Origin of the sequence: Azotobacter chroococcum (genome assembly GCF_002220155.1) — a bacterium.
Taxonomy (GTDB): domain Bacteria; phylum Pseudomonadota; class Gammaproteobacteria; order Pseudomonadales; family Pseudomonadaceae; genus Azotobacter; species Azotobacter chroococcum.
The window spans coordinates 4,191,242-4,212,366 of sequence record NZ_CP011835.1 but is presented as its reverse complement, the minus strand read 5'-3'; the positions used below and the strand labels follow the sequence as shown (position 1 = coordinate 4,212,366).

20 protein-coding genes and 1 tRNA gene are annotated in these 21,125 nt (G+C 67.9%); 11 read left to right on the top strand and 10 right to left on the bottom strand.

Features of this window, described 5'->3' with window-relative positions; genetic code table 11:
* The first annotated feature begins 420 nt into the window (after nt 1–420).
* Nucleotides 421–1,002: a hypothetical protein gene (locus ACG10_RS19730; RefSeq protein ID WP_089169508.1), complete on the top strand. Its 582-nt coding sequence runs from the start codon at nt 421–423 to the stop codon at nt 1,000–1,002.
* Between the two features lie 76 nt (nt 1,003–1,078).
* Here ACG10_RS19730 and ACG10_RS19725 read toward each other — a convergent pair whose 3' ends face one another.
* The 3 genes from ACG10_RS19725 to ACG10_RS23885 all read right to left on the bottom strand — a co-directional run bounded on the left by ACG10_RS19725 (nt 1,079) and on the right by ACG10_RS23885 (nt 5,183).
* Nucleotides 1,079–2,050: a glucokinase gene (locus ACG10_RS19725; RefSeq protein ID WP_089169507.1), complete on the bottom strand. Its 972-nt coding sequence runs from the start codon at nt 2,048–2,050 to the stop codon at nt 1,079–1,081.
* Nucleotides 2,051–2,348: 298 nt separating this feature from the next.
* On the bottom strand, nt 2,349–3,557 hold the full coding sequence (locus ACG10_RS19720; protein WP_232487147.1) for a sugar MFS transporter: 1,209 nt from the start codon (nt 3,555–3,557) through the stop codon (nt 2,349–2,351).
* 1,365 nt (nt 3,558–4,922) lie between these two features.
* Nucleotides 4,923–5,183 (bottom strand): hypothetical protein, encoded by a 261-nt coding sequence (locus ACG10_RS23885; RefSeq protein WP_131253805.1) that lies wholly within the window; start codon nt 5,181–5,183, stop codon nt 4,923–4,925.
* 619 nt (nt 5,184–5,802) lie between these two features.
* On the opposite strand from ACG10_RS23885, the gene ACG10_RS19715 reads away from it, so the two are divergent.
* Together ACG10_RS19715 and ACG10_RS19710 are read left to right on the top strand one after the other, a co-directional pair.
* Nucleotides 5,803–6,102 carry a hypothetical protein gene (locus ACG10_RS19715; protein WP_039806619.1) on the top strand — a complete coding sequence of 100 codons (300 nt, stop codon included), beginning with the start codon at nt 5,803–5,805 and terminating at the stop codon, nt 6,100–6,102.
* A gap of 90 nt (nt 6,103–6,192) precedes the next feature.
* Nucleotides 6,193–6,504 carry a hypothetical protein gene (locus ACG10_RS19710; protein WP_089169505.1) on the top strand — a complete coding sequence of 104 codons (312 nt, stop codon included), beginning with the start codon at nt 6,193–6,195 and terminating at the stop codon, nt 6,502–6,504.
* Between the two features lie 182 nt (nt 6,505–6,686).
* Here ACG10_RS19710 and ACG10_RS19705 read toward each other — a convergent pair.
* From ACG10_RS19705 to ACG10_RS19680, 6 genes are all read right to left on the bottom strand, one after another.
* Nucleotides 6,687–6,762: transfer RNA gene (locus tag ACG10_RS19705), tRNA-Thr, on the bottom strand.
* 107 nt (nt 6,763–6,869) lie between these two features.
* A complete protein-coding gene (gene coaD / locus ACG10_RS19700; protein ID WP_039806588.1) occupies nt 6,870–7,349 on the bottom strand; it encodes a pantetheine-phosphate adenylyltransferase in 480 nt (159 codons plus the stop codon).
* Between the two features lie 69 nt (nt 7,350–7,418).
* Nucleotides 7,419–8,408 (bottom strand): hydrolase, encoded by a 990-nt coding sequence (locus tag ACG10_RS19695; protein WP_089169957.1) that lies wholly within the window; start codon nt 8,406–8,408, stop codon nt 7,419–7,421.
* A gap of 50 nt (nt 8,409–8,458) precedes the next feature.
* Nucleotides 8,459–9,064: a 16S rRNA (guanine(966)-N(2))-methyltransferase RsmD gene (gene rsmD / locus ACG10_RS19690; protein ID WP_039806586.1), complete on the bottom strand. Its 606-nt coding sequence runs from the start codon at nt 9,062–9,064 to the stop codon at nt 8,459–8,461.
* Entirely contained in the window at nt 9,064–10,551 is a 1,488-nt protein-coding gene (locus ACG10_RS19685; protein WP_089169504.1) for a M16 family metallopeptidase, read from the bottom strand. The genes rsmD and ACG10_RS19685 overlap by 1 nt, the downstream gene beginning before the upstream one ends.
* Nucleotides 10,544–11,890 (bottom strand): M16 family metallopeptidase, encoded by a 1,347-nt coding sequence (locus ACG10_RS19680; protein WP_089169503.1) that lies wholly within the window; start codon nt 11,888–11,890, stop codon nt 10,544–10,546. The genes ACG10_RS19685 and ACG10_RS19680 overlap by 8 nt, the downstream gene beginning before the upstream one ends.
* Nucleotides 11,891–12,015: 125 nt before the next feature.
* On the opposite strand from ACG10_RS19680, the gene ftsY reads away from it, so the two are divergent.
* The 4 genes from ftsY (at nt 12,016) to rpoH (ending at nt 16,033) form a co-directional block, all read left to right on the top strand.
* Entirely contained in the window at nt 12,016–13,404 is a 1,389-nt protein-coding gene (gene ftsY / locus ACG10_RS19675) for a signal recognition particle-docking protein FtsY (protein ID WP_039806579.1), read from the top strand.
* On the top strand, nt 13,401–14,069 hold the full coding sequence (gene ftsE / locus ACG10_RS19670) for a cell division ATP-binding protein FtsE (RefSeq protein ID WP_089169502.1): 669 nt from the start codon (nt 13,401–13,403) through the stop codon (nt 14,067–14,069). The genes ftsY and ftsE overlap by 4 nt, the downstream gene beginning before the upstream one ends.
* On the top strand, nt 14,069–15,076 hold the full coding sequence (gene ftsX / locus ACG10_RS19665; RefSeq protein ID WP_089169501.1) for a permease-like cell division protein FtsX: 1,008 nt from the start codon (nt 14,069–14,071) through the stop codon (nt 15,074–15,076). Before ftsE ends, ftsX begins: the two co-directional genes overlap by 1 nt.
* Before the next feature lie 102 nt (nt 15,077–15,178).
* Nucleotides 15,179–16,033 (top strand): RNA polymerase sigma factor RpoH, encoded by an 855-nt coding sequence (rpoH, locus tag ACG10_RS19660; protein WP_089169500.1) that lies wholly within the window; start codon nt 15,179–15,181, stop codon nt 16,031–16,033.
* Between the two features lie 88 nt (nt 16,034–16,121).
* On the opposite strand, the gene ACG10_RS19655 is transcribed toward rpoH, so the two are convergent.
* Nucleotides 16,122–17,699: an ABC transporter substrate-binding protein gene (locus ACG10_RS19655; protein WP_089169499.1), complete on the bottom strand. Its 1,578-nt coding sequence runs from the start codon at nt 17,697–17,699 to the stop codon at nt 16,122–16,124.
* A 198-nt stretch (nt 17,700–17,897) separates the two neighbouring features.
* On the opposite strand from ACG10_RS19655, the gene ACG10_RS19650 reads away from it, so the two are divergent.
* From ACG10_RS19650 to ACG10_RS19635, 4 genes are all read left to right on the top strand, one after another.
* Entirely contained in the window at nt 17,898–18,695 is a 798-nt protein-coding gene (locus ACG10_RS19650; RefSeq protein ID WP_232487146.1) for a class II aldolase/adducin family protein, read from the top strand.
* Between the two features lie 346 nt (nt 18,696–19,041).
* A complete protein-coding gene (gene rpmB / locus ACG10_RS19645) occupies nt 19,042–19,278 on the top strand; it encodes a 50S ribosomal protein L28 (protein WP_039806568.1) in 237 nt (78 codons plus the stop codon).
* 10 nt (nt 19,279–19,288) lie between these two features.
* Entirely contained in the window at nt 19,289–19,444 is a 156-nt protein-coding gene (gene rpmG / locus ACG10_RS19640) for a 50S ribosomal protein L33 (RefSeq protein ID WP_014854577.1), read from the top strand.
* A 133-nt stretch (nt 19,445–19,577) separates the two neighbouring features.
* Nucleotides 19,578–21,071, top strand: coding sequence for an aldehyde dehydrogenase (locus tag ACG10_RS19635; RefSeq protein ID WP_089169497.1), 1,494 nt, complete (start codon nt 19,578–19,580; stop codon nt 21,069–21,071).
* Nucleotides 21,072–21,125 lie beyond the last annotated feature (54 nt).

Here is a 21,125-nt window from a genome sequence, read left to right as displayed (position 1 = left end):
GCCGTCAGAACCTGCTTCTCCTGGGGATGCGTCGCCCGACCGCGGCCGGGCGCGCACCCGTCGATGCGCTGGCCTTCCGTTTCCGGAAGGCTTTCGTCGGTGGATGCAGGGCCGTCCCGCATCGCACGAAGGTGCAAGGAGCAGGATGTGTGCCATTCACCTGAAAGCGCCGAAAATCCATGCTCTGGAGCAAGGGTTGGGCATTTTTTGCGGGGTATGTGGCGAAATGTCGCCATTGGGAAGGTGGCAAACCCGCCGCGGAAGGCGGAATTCCGCCCGTGCGGCCCGGGCCGGCGGGGCGACGGACAGCAGGTGCCGGCACTGGCCGAAAGCGGAACGAGGGACAAGACTGAGACGGAGATGGCCTGCTGACCGTGCGGTTGCGCACGGTGCCCTGCAATCCAGGATGGAGTAGTTCCCATGAAAGCCGAACACCTGCGTCTTCTCGTCGACCTCTCCGACCGGCCGACAGCTACTGTGCGTACCCGGCTGATCGCGATCCGCCGCCTCTGCCGGGTTCTCGCCCAGGAACTGGACGTCATTCGCGCCGAGCGCCGCGCGCTGCGCCGCCAGGCCGGCAGGCTGCGGCCCTTCCTGCCGTTCACCAAGCTCGCCGTGGCCGATCTGGAGCGGCAGGCCGCCAGCCACCGCTACGACGCCATGAACGACCTGTGCCAGGCACTGGCGAGCTTCGGGCGCCTGTTGGTGCTGGGACGCAAGGAGATCGCCGGGGCCCTGGGCTTCGATGGCCTGTGCGACCTGCTGAACGTGAATCCGGTCCAGCGCGTCGCGCTCCGTGGTGAGGGGCCTGTCAGGCTGCTGGAGGTTGTCTTCGTCGAGGCCCTGGAGGACAGCGCCGAGCATCAGGGCGAGTCCTGGAAGGACGGCCCGCTGTTCAACGCCTGCCACTACGCCATCGTGGAGTTCATCCGCGCGAACGCCGCCGATGCGCGCCGTGCGCCCGTGGCGTCGCCGCCGAAGCTGCGTCTGGTGAAACGTTAGGGGAACGCGCCCCGGCGAAGGCCGGGGCGGCAGCGTGCGCCGCCCTCTCCCGGGTGGGGAGGGCGGGGAAAGGGAGTCAGGCGGCGTCGGGCGCGTCGAGCATCTGCTGCAGGGCGACGCCGGCGCCTTCCAGGCCGGGGTATTCGGCGGTCACCAGCCAGACCGGCACGCCTTCGAGGTAGTGGCTCATGCAGCCCTTGCTGCACAGGCTCTTGGCGAAGCCGCTGGACTGGAAGAAGGCCGAGAAGCGCGGAATCACCCCGCCGACGATGTACACCCCGCCGCGCGCGCCGAGGGACAGCACACCGTTGCCGGCGACGCGTCCGAGCCAGATGCAGAACAGGCTCAGCACTTCCTCGGCGACCGGATCGCCGGCCAGGGCGGCGCTGCTGATCTCGGCGGGCGAGGTCAGGTGCGGCACATGGTTGTCCAGGGCGCAGATCGAGCGGTAGAGCCGGACCAGGCCGCTGCCGCTGAGGATGTCCTCGGCGCGCACGTGGCCGAGTTCGGCGAACAGCTGCTGCCACAGGGCCGCCTCGCGCAGGCTGCCGATCGGCAGGTCGACATGCCCGCCTTCGCCGGGCAGCACCCGCCAGCCCCGCTCGCCGTCGGGCAGCAGGGTGCTGACGCCGAGTCCGGTGCCCGGGCCGATCACCAGCGCCGGACGGTCGGCCTCCGCCTCGCCGGGGCAGATCTGGATGCGCTCGTTTTCACGCAGGCTCGTCATGCCCAGCGCCATGGCGGTGAAGTCGTTGATCAGCAGCAGGTTGTCCAGCTGCAGCGTATTGCGGAAGGCCGTGCGGTTGAGGGTCCAGTGGTTGTTGGTGAAGCGGAAGTCCTCGCCGGACACCGGCCCGGCGCAGCCCAGGCACAGGCTGGAGAGGCTGTCCAGCGGCAGTCCGAGGGCGGACAGGTAATCCTCGATGGCCCGCTCCGGGGTGGCGAATTCGGCGGCGGCCAGCGTGCGCACCGACTCGATCCGACCGTTTTTCCAGAGGGCGAAGCGCGCATTGGTGCCCCCGATGTCACCGACCAGTGCCAGTTTCATTGCAGTTCCTCCGGCAACGTGGAGCACGCCATGTGCATGATGGTCAAAGTCGAGCTGGGGGCTGGGACGTAGGTTTCGACAGTCATGGATCGTGTGCTCTTGTTGCTTTGATGAAGTGGTTGAATGGGCGTGCGAGCAGGAGGCGGTGTCGGTTCGTCATGGCCGCGGCGCGGCGAGGGGCCAAGCCCTCGTCGCGCCGCGGCGGATCCGATCCTTGCCGACGCTCGCCGGGGCGCTGGATTCGCCCCGGCGAGGAAGGTCCGCCGGCCTTCGGATCGCCCTCGGGATCGCCGTCCGTTCAGGCCGCCACGTGCGGGCGGCGTGCGTACCAGCCGAAGTAGGCGATGCCGGCGTAGCAGATGGCCGGAACGGCCAGGGCCAGGGCCAGGGTCGACAGGTCGGCGGCGAACCCGGTGATCGGCGGGATGATGGCGCCACCGACGATCGCGCAGCAGATCAGCCCCGAGCCTTCCGCCGCCCGCTCGCCGAGCCCTTCGGAGGCCAGGGTGAAGATGGTCGGGAACATGATGGAGTTGAACAGGCCGACGGCCAGCAGCGACCAGCCGGCGAGGGTGCCGGTCGACATCGCGGAGAGGGTGAGCAGCACGATGACGGTGGTGGCGGCGAAGGCCAGCAGCTTGCCGGGCGCGAAGCGGCGCATCAGGGCCGCGCCGATGAAGCGGCCCACCATGGCGCCACCCCAGTAGAAGGCCACATGCTTGCCGGCCTCTTCCGCAGCCATGCCCAGGGTCGTCGGGAGCATCAGGTAGTCGGTGAGCAGGCTGCCGATCGCCACTTCGGCGCCGACGTACAGGAAGATGCAGGCGGCACCGAAGGCGAAGCGCGGCTGCTTCAGCAGGTCGAGGGCGGAAAACGGATTGAGGCGCTCGGGCTTGCGGGTGGACTTCAGCGCGTTGCGCTGCAGCCAGACGATGGCGGCGATGAGGCAGATCACCAGGGCGATGCCGGCATAGGTGTTGCTGATCACGCTGGCCTCATGGGCCAGGAAGGCGGTGAGTTCGGCTCCCGACAGCGTGGCCGGGTCCACTTCGTTCAGCGCGCCGAGGATCAGGATGGCGCCGATGTAGGGGGCCACGGTGGTGCCCAGCGAGTTGAAGCCCTGGCCCAGGGTCAGGCGGCTGTGCGCGGTCGAGCTCGGCCCCAGCAGCGACAGCAGGGGGTTGGCCACGACCTGAACGGTGGTGACACCCACCGCCAGGATGAACAGGGCGCCCAGGAAGGCCGGAAACAGCGTCGACAGGGTCGCCGGTATGAACAGCAGGCAGCCGGCGGCCATGGTCAGCAGACCGATAACGGCGGCTTTCATGTAGCCGATCCGGGCGATCAGCAGGCCTGCCGGGATGGAGGCGACGAAGTAGGCGAAGAAAAACGCCGACTGCACCAGCATGGCCTCGGTATAGCTGAGGCTGAACAGGCTTTTCAGCTTGGGAACCAGTACGTCGTTGAGGCTGGTCAGGCCGCCGAAAATGAAGAACAGGGCAAACACGTACAGGCTCAGTTTCTTCGTTTGGGCTGTTGCCAGGCTGCCCGAGTCAGCTCCGCTAAAGGTCGTTTCTACCGTCGTCATCGTGGATTTCCTCTTGTTGTGATTGTTGCTTTCAAGGAGCCTTCTGCCGGGCGCGCAGAACGCAGCCCAGGCAAGGTTTCGAGCCGGGAACGGCGTTCCCGGATCAAATTCGGTACGGCTTCCTGCTGCAGGCCGGACGCTGCCGTCCTTGACGCGCCAGGCCCGCCAAAGGGATGTCGCGTCCGGTCATGTCGGGGCGCTTGCCTGCCGCTCGGCGGTGCTTCGGGAAGCCTTGCCGGCAGCCTGGGCTTGCGTCTTTCCGGGGGAGCGAGATCGGGAGGTCGCCGTCTTGCCGCAACGCCGGGTGATGGGTTGCTTCAGGCGGCGATCGCTCAGTCGGCTTTGGCCACCGATCGCACGACGCGCGAGCTGGCGCCGCGGGAGGAACGGAAGCGGCGCCTTCGGAAGCCTGCAGTGCTGCGCAGGCAAGGCGCCTGAGGGGAGCGGGGCTGGCCACGGCCGGCGGCCCCTGGGTTGATCAACGTAGCGGTAGATGAGCACATGAGACACCTCGCCTGCGGAGGACAGCGCTATCTTTGCGAGGTCAGACCCATCGCACAGCAGAGCGTTGCTGCCATCCTGCTTGTTGTTCTTGTCGATTGCCGCTTTAACGTTATCTCGATTTTGAAGCGGCCCCTCGGGATGGAGCGCTGTCCTAACGCAGGCTCGTATCGCTGAGGTAGCGCTACCTTAGTCTCTGGGATTTCGTTTGGCAAGTGGCTCGATTCCCGAGTCTAGCTGTTGGTAAATCGATTCACCAGCGGGCTTTATTGGCATCCCACTGGTATGGCTGCCACGGGATCAGCCTCGCGGTAGTGCCGGCGCAGCCGCTACAGGGAGACTCTTACGAATGACTCCCCAGCCTCCTGCGGCAAGTCGGCGCTGTCCATGCGCACCCTCTTGTCCCGGCTTCCGGTTGGAAGGATGGGAATGACCATTCGTCTGGAAGATCGGCGGTGTTTTCAGCGGGGCAGGGCCGCGGCGAATCCCGATCGCTCCCATGGCCTGCCGCTGCCCGCCTGCCGGGGGCGCGCAGTTCAGGTAGCGGAAGTCCGGCAGCGCCGGTTTTCAATACGCGTACAGGTAGTTCGCGGCCGGGCCGCGAACAATCCGCAGGGATGGAGTTCGGAAAGACCGCAACGAAGTCCGGTCAATCCTGAACAGGCGTTGTTGGAGGTGGCCTTGTTTCGACGCAGAGCCTGCCAGGCTTATCCCCTGAACGAGAGTTCAAGACAGCTTGGACACGGCCTGCGCTTGTTCTGCCCGCCAGCCGGTCAAATCAGGCTAGCATAAAAAGCGTTCGGTTTCCGGAGGGCTCGTTAATTGATTGTTGGCAGCTTGCTGGGATTCCATTGACTTGTTGTGAGCGATATCCGCCAGCATTTCCAGCAGGGCGCTGGCACGGACCTTCTCGTAGTAGGCTTTGTTTCTGAAAAACTTTACTGAAGGGTTATGGTCATCTTCACTGCACAGCTCGTTGGCCGTGTCGCGATAGACGTGTGCCAGTTCAAGGCGCCTATAAGCACAGCGTGCAAATCCATCCATTTCAGAGAACTCCAGAGCTTGATGCCTTATTAGGTTGATCGAGCCTGCTCGACTTTAACAGTTAAGTATCGAAATGACGCCAGCTCTTCCCGTAGACGACTTTGGCGACGAACGGTTGTGTCCCGTTTTCGAACTCAAACCAATACTTGTATCTTTTGTAGGGTAAATATTCGGGATTGTGAAAATTGGGTAAAAGGCGGGACGCCAAGTGTGAAAGCCTTGTTGGGGATCGATGCCCATCCCGAAGGTTGCAAACTAACTGCATGGGTGGGCCTGAAATATTCCGGCAGTTCCTTGGCGCTGGAACAGCGTCATGGAGGGCGGCGTCAAGCTTTCGCTGTTGTAGCGTTCGCCATCGCACGAGTGCGGCAGGTCCGTCGGGAGTTCTGTCCCTGAATGCTGTCCGGCCTTGTGCAAACATACACCGATGAGTGCAATGCCGATCTTCCGGTCGATAATAGGGGCCGTAGCATTGCAGAGTCCGGCTGCTGCCCGGCTTTCTGTCGCAGTGCTCCTCCGTTTGGCTTCGACAAAGACTGTGTTCTAGTCTTCATCCTTTCGAACATTTTTGGGCTTTTTCTTTCCTGTGCGGTCGATTCGCTGCCCTGGAGAAACGGCTATGAATGCATTCGAAATCATCCGGCGGGCCAAAGATGAAGGCGTCACCCTCACCCCGAAAGGCAACCGCCTGCATCTGGAGGCAAAGCATCTGCCTCCCCCTGATCTGTTGGCCGAGTTGAAGGCACACAAGGCCCTGGTCATCGAGATCCTGAACGCCGCCAAGGATCATCCTCGACGCAACGCCTGGACGGTTTCGATGCCAGGCTACCGATTCACCCTGATCGGCCCGTTCATGAGCCGCAACCAGGCCCTGGCCATCGCCCGCTGGCGCTGGGGTGATGCCGATATCGTCGATTGAGCGTGCCACGGAAAGGCCGCAACCGTTACAGATGCAGTTCCCCGATCGCCAGCAGGACGCGCCGGAGGATCGGGGAACGGGAGCGGAAAGATGGAAAACAATCACGACAATCTGAGCGACCTTCGCCGCAACGTCCGTGCCGGGGCCGAACGCACACCTGCAGAGGCCCGTGAGCGTCACCGGCTCACCCTCTTGGCCGATCAGCTCGAACAAGAGTTCGGCCCGGCGCTCCTGACGCGCGAGGAACTGCTGCTGTGGCTGGCCAAGCAGATCGAAGGGATCGAGACGGCCGGTATCACGGATAGCGACTCGGCAACGACCATGATCGACAACGCGTACCTGGAACTCCTGATCGACGACGCCTACCTGGGGCCGCTGCTGGGTTCGCCGTCCGTGCATTGAGGTGGCGCCCGCGCCCGCGCTGGAGCTTCCTGTCGATCAGCCGTGCCATCTGGCGGGCGGCGGATGGGCGAAGCGGAGAAAGCGGACAGACTCGATTGGGGAGCGGGTGGAGAGGTGCGCAGTAATTGGAGGCAAAAACGACTTAGGCCTGCATCGCTGCGAGCCTAAGTCGTTGATTTAATTGGTGCCGGCACCAGGAATCGAACCCGGGACCTACTGATTACAAGTCAGTTGCTCTACCTGCTGAGCTATACCGGCTAGAAGGGGCGGCCATTATAGCCGTTTGGTTTGCCGAGTAAACGCTTGACTTCGGCTATCGCCCGGCCTGGCCAGCAATTTGGCCGCGATGCGCCGCGTGTGGCTGCTCAGGTGCGGAAGCGCTCGCGCAGGGCGGTGGCCACCGCAGGATGCACGAACTGGTCGATGTTGCCGCCCAGCGCGGCGATTTCCCGGACCAGGGTGGAGGAGATGTAGGAGTACTTTTCCGAGGGGGTGAGGAACAGGCTTTCCACTTCCGGGGCCAGCTGGCGGTTCATGTTGGCCAGCTGGAATTCGTACTCGAAATCGGACACCGCGCGCAGGCCGCGCAGCAGCACATTGGCTTTCTGGTCCCGGGCGAACTGTGCGAGCAGGCTGGAGAATCCCACCACCTCGACGTTAGGCAGGTGACGGGTGACTTCCCGGACCAGCTCGACGCGTTTCTCGAGGGGAAACAGGGGGTTCTTCTTCGGGCTGGCGGCCACGGCGATGATCACCTGGTCGAACAGCTTGGCGGCGCGCTCGACCAGATCACCATGTCCCTTGGTGATGGGGTCGAAGGTTCCCGGGTAGATTACGCGGTTCATCACGGCGTCCTTGGCGGGTTCATGGAGGCCCGGATGGTAGCTCAGCCGTCCCCCGCGGCCAAGCCGGGCTCAGCGCGGGAGAGCCGCCAGCCAGGCGGGGATGCGCCGCTCCAGGTAGAGGCCGGGGCGGTGCGGCGAGCCTTCGACGAAACCGACATGGCCGCCGCCTGGTTGCAACTCGAACTGGATGCTCGCCGACAGCTCGTGCGGCGGCGGCAGACTGTGGGGGAACACGAAGGGGTCGTCGGCGGCCTGGACGATCAGCGTCGGCACGCGGATGGCGGCGAGGAAGTAGCGGCTGGAGGCGCGCCGGTAGTAGTCGCCGGCATCGAGGAAGCCGTGCAGCGGTGCGGTGATGCGCCCGTCGAACTCCCAGAAGGTGCGCAGGCCCTGCAGCGGGCCGAGGCGTTCCAGGGTGGCGAGATGCTCGGCCTGACCGAGGCGGGCGAACTGGCGCTGCTTGTCCTCCACGTAGAGGCGCATGGCGCGCATGAAGTGCGCCTGGTAGAGCCGCGAGAAGCCCTGGCCGATGCGGTCGGCACACTGGTCCAGGCGAAACGGCACCGACACCGCCACGGCCGCCTGCAGGGCGCAGTCGGCGCCGCTTTCGCCGAGGTGCTTGAGCAGCACGTTGCCGCCCAGCGAGTAGCCGACCGCATGCAGCGCAGTGTGCGGGCGCAGCCTGCGCAGGTGGGCGATGGCCGCGGCGAGGTCGTCGCTGGCGCCGGAGTGATAGGCCCGCGGCAGCCGGTTGGGCTCGCCGGAGCAGCCGCGCCAGTTCAGCGCCGCGCTGGCCCAGCCGCGCTCCGCCAGGGCCCGCTGCAGGCCGAGCACATAGGGCGAGCGGGAGGAGCCGGTCAGGCCGTGCAGCACCAGCACCAGCGGCGCCTGCGGATCGTTCGGGCCGTGCCAGTCGAGGTCGAGGAAGTCGCCGTCGGCCAGCCAGAGGCGCTCGCGGCGGCGCTCCAGCGGCGGCAGCCGGCGGCACAGCGGTCCCCACAGGGTTTGCAGGTGCGGACCGGGCAGCCACCAGGCGGGGCGAAAGGGTGCGTCGTTCATCGGCGGAACCCGCAGGTTCGTCCATGACAGCGCCAAGGCGGCTTGGCGCTTCAGCCGGTCCTCTGCCACAGCGCGTAATACACCTGGCCGGCCTGCTTTTCCCGGTGCAGGCGCCAGTTGTCCGGCAGGCCGAGGGCGGAGGGCGGAGCTTCGCTTTCAGTGTAGATCCAGGCGTCGCGGGCCAGCCAGCCACGCTCCTCGAGCAGCCGGCAGGCAGGCGTCAGCAGGTCCTGGTGGAACGGCGGGTCGAGGAACACCAGGTCGAAGGGGCTCGGCGACTGATGCTCCAGGTAGCGCAGGGCATCGCCCTGCAGCAGCTGGCCGTTGCCGCAGCGCAGACTGTCGAGGTGGCGGCGCAGGCTGGCGACGGCCTCGCCGTTGAGGTCCAGCGCCAGCGCCTGGCCGGCGCCGCGCGACAGGGCTTCCAGGTAGAGCGCGCCGCTGCCGGCGAAGGGGTCGAGCACCCGGGCACCTTCGACATGGGGCGCCAGCCAGTTGAACAGGGTCTCGCGGACCCGGTCGGGGGTCGGGCGCAGACCCGGCGCCTCGGGAAAGGCGAAGCGGCGCGAGCGCCATTCGCCGCCGATGATGCGCAGCAGGCCCTGGCCGCCGTGGGGACGGGCGGCCGGGCGGGAAGAGCGGGCGGGCTGGCGCATCAGTGCTCCGGCGTGACGGCGGGGCGCTCGGCGGGCGCGGTCGGCGGCGGCAGCGGTTTCTGCTCGACGGTCGGCCCGGCGCTGACCACGACGAAGCCGTCCGGATCGATGTGCCTGGCCATGGCCGTCTTCACCTGCTCGACGGTGAGCGCCTGGACCTGCTGCAGGAAGACCTCCAGGTGGTTCAGCGGCAGGTCGTAGAAGCCGATGGCGCCGAGCTGGCCGACGATGTCGGCGTTGCTCGCGGTGGACAGCGGGAAGCTGCCGATCAGCTCGCGCTTGGCGTCCTTCAGCTCCTTCGCCGTCGGTCCCTCGGCGATGAACGCGCGGACCAGCTGCTGCACCAGCTCCAGGGTGCCCTGGCTGTAGTCGGCGCGGGTCTGCAGGTTGATCATGAAGGGGCCGCGCACCTGCATGGGGGTGAAGCCGGAGTAGATCCCGTAGGTCAGCCCGCGCTTCTCGCGCACCTCCTCCATCAGCCGGGCGCCGAAGCCGCCGCCGCCGAGGATCTGGTTGCCGAGAAAGAGCGCCGCGTAGTCCGGATCGTCGCGGGCGATGCCGAGCTGGGCGAGCATCAGGTGGGTCTGCTGCGAGGGGTATTCGATGTGCTGCAGGCCCGGCTTGGGCGGCGCCGGGGCGGCCGGCTTGGCCAGCGCCGGACCCGCCGGCAGCGCGGCGGAAATGGCCGCGGCCATGGCTTCGGCCTCGCTGCGGGACAGATCGCCGACCAGCGCGATGACCGCGTTGGCGGCGCTGTAGGCGCGGGCGTGGAAGGCCTGCAGCTGCTCGCGGCCGATCGGCGCGATCGATTCGGTGTCACCGTCGCTCGGGTGGGCGTAGGGATGGCTGCCGAACAGCTGGCGGTTGAGTGCGAGGCTGGCCAGCTTGCCGGGGCTCTGCTTGCGCATCTCGAAGCCGGCCAGCATCTGGTTCTTGATCCGCGCCAGGGCGTCGGCCGGGAAGTCCGGGCGGCCGAGCACCTCGCGGAACAGGGCGAGCGCCGGCTCGCGCTTGGCCGGGTCGCTCAGGCTGCGCAGGCTGGCGACGGCCATGTCGCGGTAGGCGCCGTTGCCGAACTGGGCGCCGAGGCCCTCGAAGCCCTCGGCGATGGCGGTCGCGTCCTTGCCCGGCACGCCTTCGTTGAGCATGGCGTTGGTCAGCAGGGCCAGGCCGGGGGTGCCGCCGTCCTGGCTGCTGCCGGCGGCGAAGGTCAGGCGCAGGTCGAACATCGGCAGCTGGCGGGCCTCGACGAAGAGCACCCGGGCGCCCTCGGCAGTGCGCCAGTCCTGGATGTTCAGGGCGCGATGGACCGGCGGCTCGCCGTTCAGCCGGGCCAGCGACTCCAGCCGGGCCGGGCCGGTGGGTGCTTCGCCAGCGGGGGCGGACGGGCGCGGCGGCAGGTTGGCCAGCCAGGCCAGCAGGCCGAGCAGAAGCAGCAGGATCAGGCCGATCAGGCCGTAACCCAGGCGGGTGCGCTCATCAGTCATGGTGGGCCTCCTCGGGCAAAACGTGCGCGACGGTGAGGCGCGAGCGGGTGAAGTAGCGGCGTGCGGCATCCTGGATGTCCTGCGGGGTGACCGACTCCAGGGCGGCCAGTTCCTCGTCGATCAACTGCCAGGACAGGCCCACGGTTTCCAGCTGGCCGATGGTGGTCGCCTGCCGGGCGATGGAGTCGCGCTCGTAGACCAGGCCGGCGATGACCTGGGCGCGCACGCGCTCCAGTTCCTCGGCGGTCGGCGGGGTTTCCTTGAGTTCGTCGAGCAGGCGCCAGAGGCCGGCCTCGACCTCTTCCAGGCTGCGGCCCTTCTGCACGTTGGGCGTGGCGTTGAGAACGAACAGGCTGTCGCCGCGCACGTGGGCGTCGTAGCCGGCGCCGGCGCCGGACACCAGCTCCTCGCCGCGCTCCAGGCGGGCCGGGATGCGCGCGCTGTAGCCGCCGTCGAGCAGGCCGGCGATCAGGCGCAGCGCATGGGCCTCGCGGGGATTTTCGGCGGTCGCCAGGCCGGGCACGTTGAAGCCGTACAAAAGGCTCGGCAACTGCACCTTGAGGTTCAGCCGGAGGCGCCGCTCGCCGGGTTCGGCCGGCTCCAGCGGGCGCTTGGCGACCGGCAGCGGGCGGGCCGGAATGGCGCCGAAGTAGCGCTCGGCGAGGCCCTTCACCTCGTCGCCGCTGACGTCGCCGACCACCACCAGGACGGCGTTGTTCGGCACGTACCAGGCCTGGTACCAGGCGCGCAGGTCGTCGACGCTCATCCGGTCGAGGTCGGGCATCCAGCCGATGGTCGGGGTGCGGTAGCCGCTGGCCGGATAGGCCATGGCCTTGAAGCGCTCGTAGGCCTGGGCGCTGGGGCGGTCGTCGGTGCGCAGGCGGCGCTCCTCCTTGACCACCTCGATCTCGCGGTCGAACTCTTCCGGCGGCAGGCGCAGGCTGGCCAGGCGGTCGGCCTCCAGCTCGAGGGCCACCGGCAGGCGGTCGCGCGCCAGCACCTGGTAGTAGGCGGTGTAGTCGTCGCCGGTGAAGGCGTTCTCCTCGGCGCCGAGTTCGCGCAGGATCCGCGAGGACTCGCCGGGGCCGAGCTTGCGGCTGCCCTTGAACATCATGTGTTCGAGGACGTGGGAAAGGCCGGTCTGGCCGGGCGTCTCGTAGCTGGAGCCGACCTTGTACCAGAGCTGCGAGACCACCACCGGGGCGCGGTGGTCCTCGCGGACGATGACCTTGAGGCCGTTGTCCAGGGTGTATTCGTGGGTCGGTTGGGGAGCGGCGGCCAGCGCCGTCAGCGGCATGCCGAGCAGCAGGGCGGCGGCATGGCGGGCGATCACGTTCATTGATGTCGGACCTGTGGGGCGGCCCGCGAGCTTAGCCCGGCGGGCAGGGAGGTGCTAGGATAACCATCCGTTTCGCCGGCGGCCAAGCCCGCCGGTCTCATCGCCCCCCTGAGAAAGCCGTCTGCATGTTTGGTTCAAACGACGACAAGAAGCCGGCCGAGGCCGGAGAGAAGAAAGGCCTGTTCGGCTGGTTCCGCAAGAAGGAACAATCCGCACCGGCGCCCGCCCCCGAGGAAGCTGCTCCGGAAGCCGGCAGCGAAGAACCGTCGCCGGCGGAGGAAGCCGCCGAGGCCGCCCGCCCGGCCGAGCCCGAGCCGCAGCCGGCGGTGGTCGAGGTGCCGGCGCCGGTGGTCGAGGTGCAGCCGGAGACCCCGGCTGTCGGATCGTCCGTGCCCGAGGTCGCCGACCAGGCGCCTGCCGCACCCGAAGAGGAAGTGGTCTTCTCCAGCCGCTGGCGCGGCGCCGCGCACGGCACGCCGGCTCCCGCCGCGGAAGCGGCGCCGGTGAGCGAGCCCGAGCCGCTGCCGGCGGTCGAGGCCGAGCCGGCCGTCCCGGTCGCCCAGCCCGCCCCGCGGCCGAACAAGTCCGGCTTCTTCGCCCGCCTGCGCCAGGGGCTGGCGAAGACCGGCTCGACTCTCGGCGAAGGCATGGCCAGCCTGTTTCTCGGCGAGAAGGCGATCGACGACGAGCTCCTGGAGGAGCTGGAAACCCGCCTGCTGCTCGCCGACGTCGGTGTCGAGGCCACCACGGCGATCATCCAGAGCCTGACCCTGCGGGTGGCGCGCAAGGAGCTGGCCGACAGCGAGGCGCTGTACCGCGCGCTGCAGGAGGAGCTGACCGCGCTGCTCAAGCCGGTCGAGCAGCCGCTGGCGCTCGAGTCCGCGCAGCGCCCCTATGTGATCCTGGTGGTCGGCGTCAACGGCGCCGGCAAGACCACCACCATCGGCAAGCTGGCCGCGCGCCTGCAGCAGGATGGCAAGAAGGTCATGCTCGCCGCCGGCGACACCTTCCGCGCCGCCGCCGTCGAGCAGTTGCAGGTGTGGGGCGAGCGCAACCGGATTCCGGTGATCGCCCAGCACACCGGCGCGGATTCCGCCTCGGTGATCTTCGATGCCCTGCAGGCCGCCAAGGCGCGCGGCATGGACGTGCTGATCGCCGATACCGCCGGTCGCCTGCACACCAAGGACAATCTCATGGAGGAGCTGAAGAAGGTCCGCCGGGTGCTCGGCAAGCTGGACGACGCGGCGCCCCACGAGGTGCTGCTGGTGCTGGACGCCGGCACCGGCCAGAACGCCATCAACCAGACCAGGCAGTTCAACCAGGCGGTGGAGGTCACCGGCCTGGCGCTGACCAAGCTGGACGGCACCGCCAAGGGCGGGGTGATCTTCGCCCTGGCCAAGCAGTTCGGCCTGCCGATCCGCTACATCGGCGTCGGCGAGGGCGTCGACGACCTGCGCACTTTCGTCGCCGAGGAGTTCGTCCGCGCGCTGTTCGCGGAGAAGCCGGCGCAATGATCCGCTTCGAACAGGTCGGCAAGCGCTATCCCAACGGCCATGTCGGCCTGCACGAGCTGAGCTTCCACGTGCGGCACGGCGAGTTCCTGTTCGTCACCGGCCATTCCGGCGCCGGCAAGAGCACCCTGCTGCGCCTGCTGCTGGCCATGGAGCGGCCGACCAGCGGCCGGCTGCTGCTCGCCGGGCAGGATCTGTCGAGCATCACCACCGCGCAGATCCCCTTCCTGCGCCGGCAGATCGGCGTGGTGTTCCAGAACCACCAGCTGCTGTTCGACCGCAGCGTGTTCGACAACGTCGCCCTGCCGCTGAAGATTCTCGGCCTGGGCAAGGACGAGATCGCCCGGCGCACCCTGCTCGCCCTGGAGCGGGTCAGCCTGCAGGACAAGGCCGAGCAGTTCCCGGCCGACCTGTCCACCGGCCAGCAGCAGCGGGTCGGCATCGCCCGTGCGGTGGTCCACCAGCCGGCCCTGCTGCTGGCCGACGAGCCGACCGGCAACCTCGATCCGCGCCTGGCCGCGGAGATCATGAAGGTGTTCGAGGACATCAACCGTCTCGGCACCACGGTGCTGATCGCCAGCCACGACCTGGCGCTGATCGCGCGCATGCGCCACCGCCTGCTCACCCTGCAGCGCGGGCGGCTGATCGCCGACGGGGAGGCCGCCTGATGAGCGATTCCAACCTGCCCGAGCCGCGGCCATCCGAACGGGTCGGCGCCCTGCCCAGGGCCGAGGTGAAGAGCGCCGAGCCGGATTTCGTCACGCTGCTGGTGGCCTGGCTGGACAGCCACCGCGCCAGCCTGGTCGACAGCCTGCGCCGGCTCGGCCGCCAGCCGGTGGGCAGCTTCCTCACCTGCCTGGCGATGGCCGTCGCCCTCAGCCTGCCCATGGGGCTGTCGCTGCTGCTCGACGACGTCGCGCGGCTCGGCGGCTCCTGGCAGCGCGCCGCGCAGATTTCCCTGTTCACCACGCTGGACGTGGACGATGCGGCGGGCGAGCGCCTGCGGGCGAGGATCGCCGCGCTGCCGGAAGTGGCCGAGGCCGAGTGGATCGGCCGCGAGCAGGGACTGGAGGAGTTCCAGCGCCAGTCCGGACTCGGCGAGGCGCTGCGCGGGCTGCCGGAGAACCCCCTGCCCGGGGTGATCCTGGTCACCCCCCGGCAGATCGACAAGGCCGGTCTCGAAACCCTGCGCGAGCAGCTGGCGGATCTGTCCGGCGTGCAGCTGGCGCAGCTCGACCTGCTCTGGGTCGAGCGCCTCGGCGCGATCCTCGCGCTCGGCGAGCGCTTCGTCTTCGGTCTCACCCTGCTGCTGGTGCTGGCCCTGCTGCTGGTGATCGGCAACACCATCCGCCTGCACATCGAAAACCGCCGCAGCGAGATCGAGGTGATCAAGCTGGTCGGCGGCACCGACGGCTACGTGCGTCGACCTTTCCTCTATATGGGCACGCTGTACGGCGGCGGCGCCGGGCTGCTGGCCTGGCTGGTGCTGGTCTACGGGCTCGACTGGCTGAACGCGTCGGTGCTGAGCCTGGCCGGGCTCTACGGCAGCGATTTCGCCCTCGGCGGGGTACCGCTGGAGGACGGTCTGTCGCTGCTGCTCGGGGCCGTCCTGCTCGGCTATGTCGGTGCCTGGCTGGCCGTGGCGCGGCACCTGAGCGAGCTGGCACCGCGCTGATTGGCAGGCGCTTCGGCTGGGCTGTAACGGAGCTTTTACGGCGGCTTGCAGTCAGAGCCTCCGATGCTACACTGGCCATTCCCAGTGAGACGGAGGATTCGCATGACCAATTCCCTGCAACCTGTTTCCGCCCTGGTCCCCGGCGCCAACTTGGAGGCCTACGTGCACGCGGTCAACAGCATCCCGCTGCTGACGCCCGAACAGGAGCGCGAACTGGCCGATCGTCTCTACTACCAGCAGGACCTGGAAGCCGCGCGGCAGATGGTGCTGGCGCACCTGCGCTTCGTCGTCCACATCGCTCGCAGCTACTCCGGTTACGGTCTGGCCCAGGCCGACCTGATCCAGGAAGGCAACGTCGGCCTGATGAAGGCCGTCAAGCGCTTCAACCCGGAAATGGGCGTGCGCCTGGTGTCCTTCGCGGTGCACTGGGTCCGCGCCGAGATCCACGAGTTCATCCTGCGCAACTGGCGCATCGTCAAGATCGCCACCACCAAGGCGCAGCGCAAGCTGTTCTTCAACCTGCGCAGCCAGAAGAAGCGCCTGGCCTGGCTGAACAACGACGAGGTCGAGGCCGTGGCCGAGAGCCTGGGCGTCGAGCCGCACGAGGTGCGCGAGATGGAAAGCCGCCTGAGCGGCCAGGACATGGCCTTCGACCCGGCGACCGATGCCGACGACGACAGCGCCTTCCAGGCGCCGGCCCATTACCTCGAGGACCAGCGCTACGACCCGGCGCGCCAGCTGGAGGAGGCCGACTGGAGCGACAGCTCCGCGGCCAACCTGCACGAGGCGCTGGACGGGCTCGACGAGCGCAGCCGCGACATCCTCTACCAGCGCTGGCTGGCCGAGGAGAAGGCCACGCTGCACGACCTGGCGGCCAAGTACAAGGTTTCCGCCGAGCGTATCCGCCAGCTGGAGAAGAGCGCTCTGAACAAGCTCAAGGGCTCGATTCTGGCGTAACCCCCTTCCCCGTAGGGTGGGTTAGGCCACAGGCCGTAACCCACCAACGGCAGCGTAGCTGTCGCCTCTCTGCTTCCCTCCCTCTCTCTCACCGCTCCACCCGCACCTTGCTGAAATCCTGGCGCCCGAACGGGTTGGCCTGATAGCCCTCGACGGCCCTGCGGACCAGCACGGCGGCGGTGGGGTGGGCCAGCGGCAGCCACAGCGCCTGCTCGCGGATCAGCTTCTGTGCCTCCCGGTACAGCCGGCTTCGCTCGGCCTGGTCGCTGCTGCGCCTGCCCGCGGCGATCAGCTGGTCCAGCCGGGCGTCGCAGTAGCGCGCGAAGTTCAGTCCCGACGCGACCGAGGCGCAGGCGAACTGCGGGGTGAGGAAGTTGTCGGGGTCGCCGTTGTCGCCGGCCCAGCCCATGAACAGCAGGTCGTGCTCGCCGGCCTTGGCGCGGCGGATCAGCTCGCCCCACTCGATCACCCGGATCTCTGCCAGGATGCCGACCTTGGCCAGGTCGGCCTGCAGCAGCTGGGCGCCGAGCGCCGGGTTGGGGTTGAGCAGGCTGCCGGCCGGACGCGTCCAGATAGTGGTTTTGAAGCCTTCCGCCAGCCCGGCCCTGGCCAGCAGTTCGCGGGCCCGGGCCGGATCGTGGGGATAGCCCGGCAGGTCGGCGGCATGGCTCCAGGTAGTCGGCGGATAGGGGCCGTCGGCCGGCTGCGCGCTGCCCTCGAACACCGCCTTCAGGTAGCTGGCCTTGTCGAAGGCGAGGTTGATCGCCTGGCGCACCTCGGGCCTGTCCAGCGGCGGGTGCTGGCTGTTGAGGGCGACGAAGGCGGTCATGAAGGCCGGGGTGGCGACCACCTCGAGGCTCGGATCGTCCTGCGCCGCGCGCACGTCCTGCGGCTTCGGCGACAGGGCGATCTGGCACTCGCCGCGGCGCAGGCGCTGCAGGCGCACGTTGGCGTCCGGGGTGATGGCCAGGACCAGCCCGTCGACGGCGGGCTTTCCGGCGAAGTAGTCGGGGTTGGCCAGATAGCGCACCAGCGCGTCCTTCTGGTAGCGCTTGAGCACGAAGGGGCCGGTGCCGACCGGCTGGCTGTCGAGCTGCTGCGGCGTGCCGGCGGCCAGCAGCCGGGCGGCGTACTCGGCCGAATAGATGGAGGCGAAGCCCATGCTCAGGGTGGCGAGGAAGGTGGCGTCGGGGCGGGCGAGGGTAAAGCGCACCTGCTGCGGCCCGACCGCCTCGATGCTGCGGATCAGCTCGCCGAGCTGCATCGACTGGGCGTGCGGATAGCCGCTCGGCGCCGTCCTGTGCCAGGGGTGGGTCGGATCGAGCATGCGCCGGAAGCTGAACAGCACGTCCTCGGCAGTCAGCGTCCGGCTCGGGGTGAACCAGGGCGTCTGGTGGAAGGCCACGCCTTCGCGCAGCCGGAAGTCGTAGACCAGACCGTCCGCGGACACCTGCCAGCTCTGCGCCAGGCCCGGCTGCAGCTGGCCGCTCTCTGGGTCGAACTCGACCAGACGGTCCATCAGCACGTCGGCGGAGGCGTTGGTGGTGGTCAGCGAGTTGTAGCGCACCACGTCGAACCCCTCCGGGCTGGCCTCGGTGCAGACGACGAGACTGGCGGCCTGGCTCAGCAGCGGGGCGAACAACAGCGGAAGAAGGGCGAGGCGCATGCGGGGCTCCTGAAAGGGGCGGACGGGCGGGTTTTCGGGGAGGAGGGCTATTCTGGAGCAGTTTTCCTGGAAAGTGGCTCACCCGTGGCCGGCTATCCCCGTACGTTTCGATAAGCGGATTTTGCCTTCATGCCGCATCGGGCGCCGTAGCGAAGCTATCCTTCGACATTCATCAGGGTGCGCGGGAGGGCAACGGACGTGAGCGAAACCTCGAAGCCCAAGGATCTGTTGATGGATCGGGCGCCCCGCCTCGGCGACCGTCTGCTGCCGATCTCCGAGGCGGAGCGGCAGGCCCGGGTGCGGCTCGCCGCCTGCTATCGCGTTTTCGACCATCTGGGCTGGACCGAGTCCATCTTCAATCACATCACGCTGCGCGTTCCCGGGCCGGAGACGGTCTTCCTGATCAATCCGTTCGGGCTGCACTACAGCGAAGTGACGGCTTCGAATCTCGTCGCCGTCGACCTCGAAGGCAGGCCCGTCCGGCCAGCCGGGCATCCGGTCAACCTGGCCGGCTTCGTGATCCATGGCGCCATTCACGGCCATATCCCGGCCGCCCATTGCGTCATGCACACGCACACGACCACCGGCAGCGCGGTCGCCTGCCTGGAGGACGGGCTGTCCCATGATTCGTTCTATGGGGCGCAGCTGCATGGTCAGGTCGCCTATCACGACTTCGAAGGCGTGACGGTGAACCTCGAGGAGCGGGCGCGGATGCTCGCGAGCATCGGCGACAGGCGCGTGGTCATCCTGCGCAACCACGGCTTGCTGACCTGGGGCGAGACGCTCGAGGAGGCGTTCATGTGGTTGTGGCTGCTGCAGCGCGCCTGCGACATCCAGATCGCCGCCGCCTCTGTCGGGCGCATGACGCGCCTGTCGGCGGACGTACTGGCCCGGACTCGTCTGCAGGCAGGCGCCCGGCAGCCAGAGCTGTGCAGGGCGGTGTTCGATGCCTGGGTGCGGAAGGTCGACGCGCTGGATGCTTCCTATCGGGACTGAAGGCTCCGCGAGAGGGGGAGGGGCGGATTTATTGGTGTTCTGCCGGTGGCAGGGATGCCGGGGCGAGCCGGGCATCGACGGCATGAGCACAGGATGGCGCGAGGGCCCGCCGGCGGCCGCCCGAAGCCTTGCGATTCTTGCCCAATGGGAGGCTTTCTGATATAAAGCAGCGCTCTTTTCTAGGGGCCCGCTTCCTGCGTTGGCAGTGACAGCCGGTCAGACCCCGATGAATCGTGGCGCAACTGGCGTGCGGAAGCCTTTCGCACGAATCGCCGGGCGCCGAATGACTGAAAGATAAGCGGCCAACCCATGCCGGGTTGGGCATGTGGTTTTTGAGGGCTGAGGCATGTCGAGAGTCTGTCAAGTGACCGGTAAGGGTCCGGTTACCGGGAACAACATTTCCCACGCGAACAACAAAACCCGCCGTCGTTTCCTGCCGAACCTGCAGCATCACCGCTTCTGGGTCGAATCCGAGAAGCGTTTCGTGCGTCTGCGCGTTTCCGCCAAGGGCATGCGCATCATCGACAAGCGCGGTATCGACGTCGTACTGTCCGAGCTGCGCGCTCGCGGCGAAAAGGTTTGAGGAGATAGTCATGCGTGATCTGATCCGTTTGGTGTCCAGCGCCGGTACCGGCCACTTCTACACCACCGACAAGAACAAGCGCACCACCCCCGACAAGATCGAGATCAAGAAGTACGATCCTGTCGTGCGCAAGCACGTGATCTACAAGGAAGCCAAGATCAAGTAATTGATCCGGCTGCCTGACGAAGAAGCCCGCCTTTTGGCGGGCTTCTTCGTTTTCGGGCCCCGCGCCCGTATTGAAAGCCCCGGGGGCGGGGGGTAGGGTGTTTCGATCGCTTCAGTGACGAGAGGATGCCCCCATGACCACACAGACGCGCACCGACTGGGAAGAGCGTGCCCGCAGCCTGACCCTCGAGGGCCGCGCCTTCGTCGACGGCCACTACCTGGCGGCCGTCGACGGCGCGACCTTCGACTGCCTGAGTCCGATCGACGGACGCCTGCTGGCGCAGGTGGCCAGTTGCGACGTGGCCGATGCCGAGCTGGCGGTGGCGGCGGCGCGGCGCAGCTTCGAGGGCGGTCGCTGGTCGCGCCTGGCACCGGCCAAGCGCAAGGCGGTGATGATCCGTCTGGCCGAGCTGCTGGAAATCCACCGCGAGGAGCTGGCCCTGCTGGAAACCCTGGACATGGGCAAGCCGATCACGGACGCGCTGAGGATCGACGTGCCGGCGGCGGCCCGTGCGCTGCGCTGGAGCGGCGAGGCGATCGACAAGCTCTACGGCGAGGTGGCCGCGACCCCCGACGACGAGCTGGGGCTGGTCACCCGCGAGCCGATCGGCGTGGTGGCGGCCATAGTGCCGTGGAACTTTCCGCTCTTGATGGCCTGCTGGAAACTCGGGCCGGCGCTGGCCAGCGGCAACTCGGTGATCCTCAAGCCCTCGGAGAAGTCGCCCTTGACCGCCATCCGCCTCGCCCAGCTGGCGCTCGAGGCGGGCATCCCGCCCGGCGTGCTCAACGTGCTGCCGGGCTACGGCCACACGGTGGGCAAGGCGCTGGCGCTGCACATGGACGTCGACTGCCTGGTGTTCACCGGCTCGACCCGGGTCGCCAGGCAGCTGATGGTCTATGCCGGCGAGTCGAACATGAAGCGCGTCTGGCTGGAGGCCGGCGGCAAGAGCCCGAACATCGTCTTCGCCGACGCGCCGGACCTCAGGGCCGCGGCCGAGGCCGCGGCGGGCGCCATCGCCTTCAACCAGGGCGAGGTGTGCACCGCCGGCTCGCGCCTCTTGGTCGAGCGCTCGATCAAGGACCAGTTCCTGCCGCTGCTGCTGGAGGCGCTCAAGACCTGGCGGCCCGGCCATCCGCTGGACCCGGCGACCAATGTCGGCGCCCTGGTGGACCACCAGCAGCTGGACACCGTGCTCGGCTACATCGAGGCCGGACTGAACGAGGGCGCCAGCCTGCTGGCCGGCGGCCGGCGCGTCCTCGAGGAGACCGGCGGCACCTACGTCGAGCCGACGGTGTTCGACGGGGTGAGCAATGCCATGAAGATCGCTCGCGAGGAGATCTTCGGCCCGGTGCTCTCGGTGATCGCCTTCGACACTCCCGAGGAGGCCGTGCAGATCGCCAACGACACCAGCTACGGCCTGGCCGCGGCAATCTGGACCCGCGACTTGTCCAGGGCCCACCGCACCGCCCGGGCGCTGCGCGCCGGCAGCGTGTGGGTCAACCAGTATGATGGTGGCGACATGACCGCGCCGTTCGGCGGCTTCAAGCAGTCCGGCAACGGCCGCGACAAGTCGCTGCATGCCTTCGACAAGTACACCGAGCTGAAGGCCACCTGGATCAAGCTGTGACGGCGCCGCCCTGACATGGCCCGCCCGGAACGCCTGCCGGCTCCGCTGGCGGCG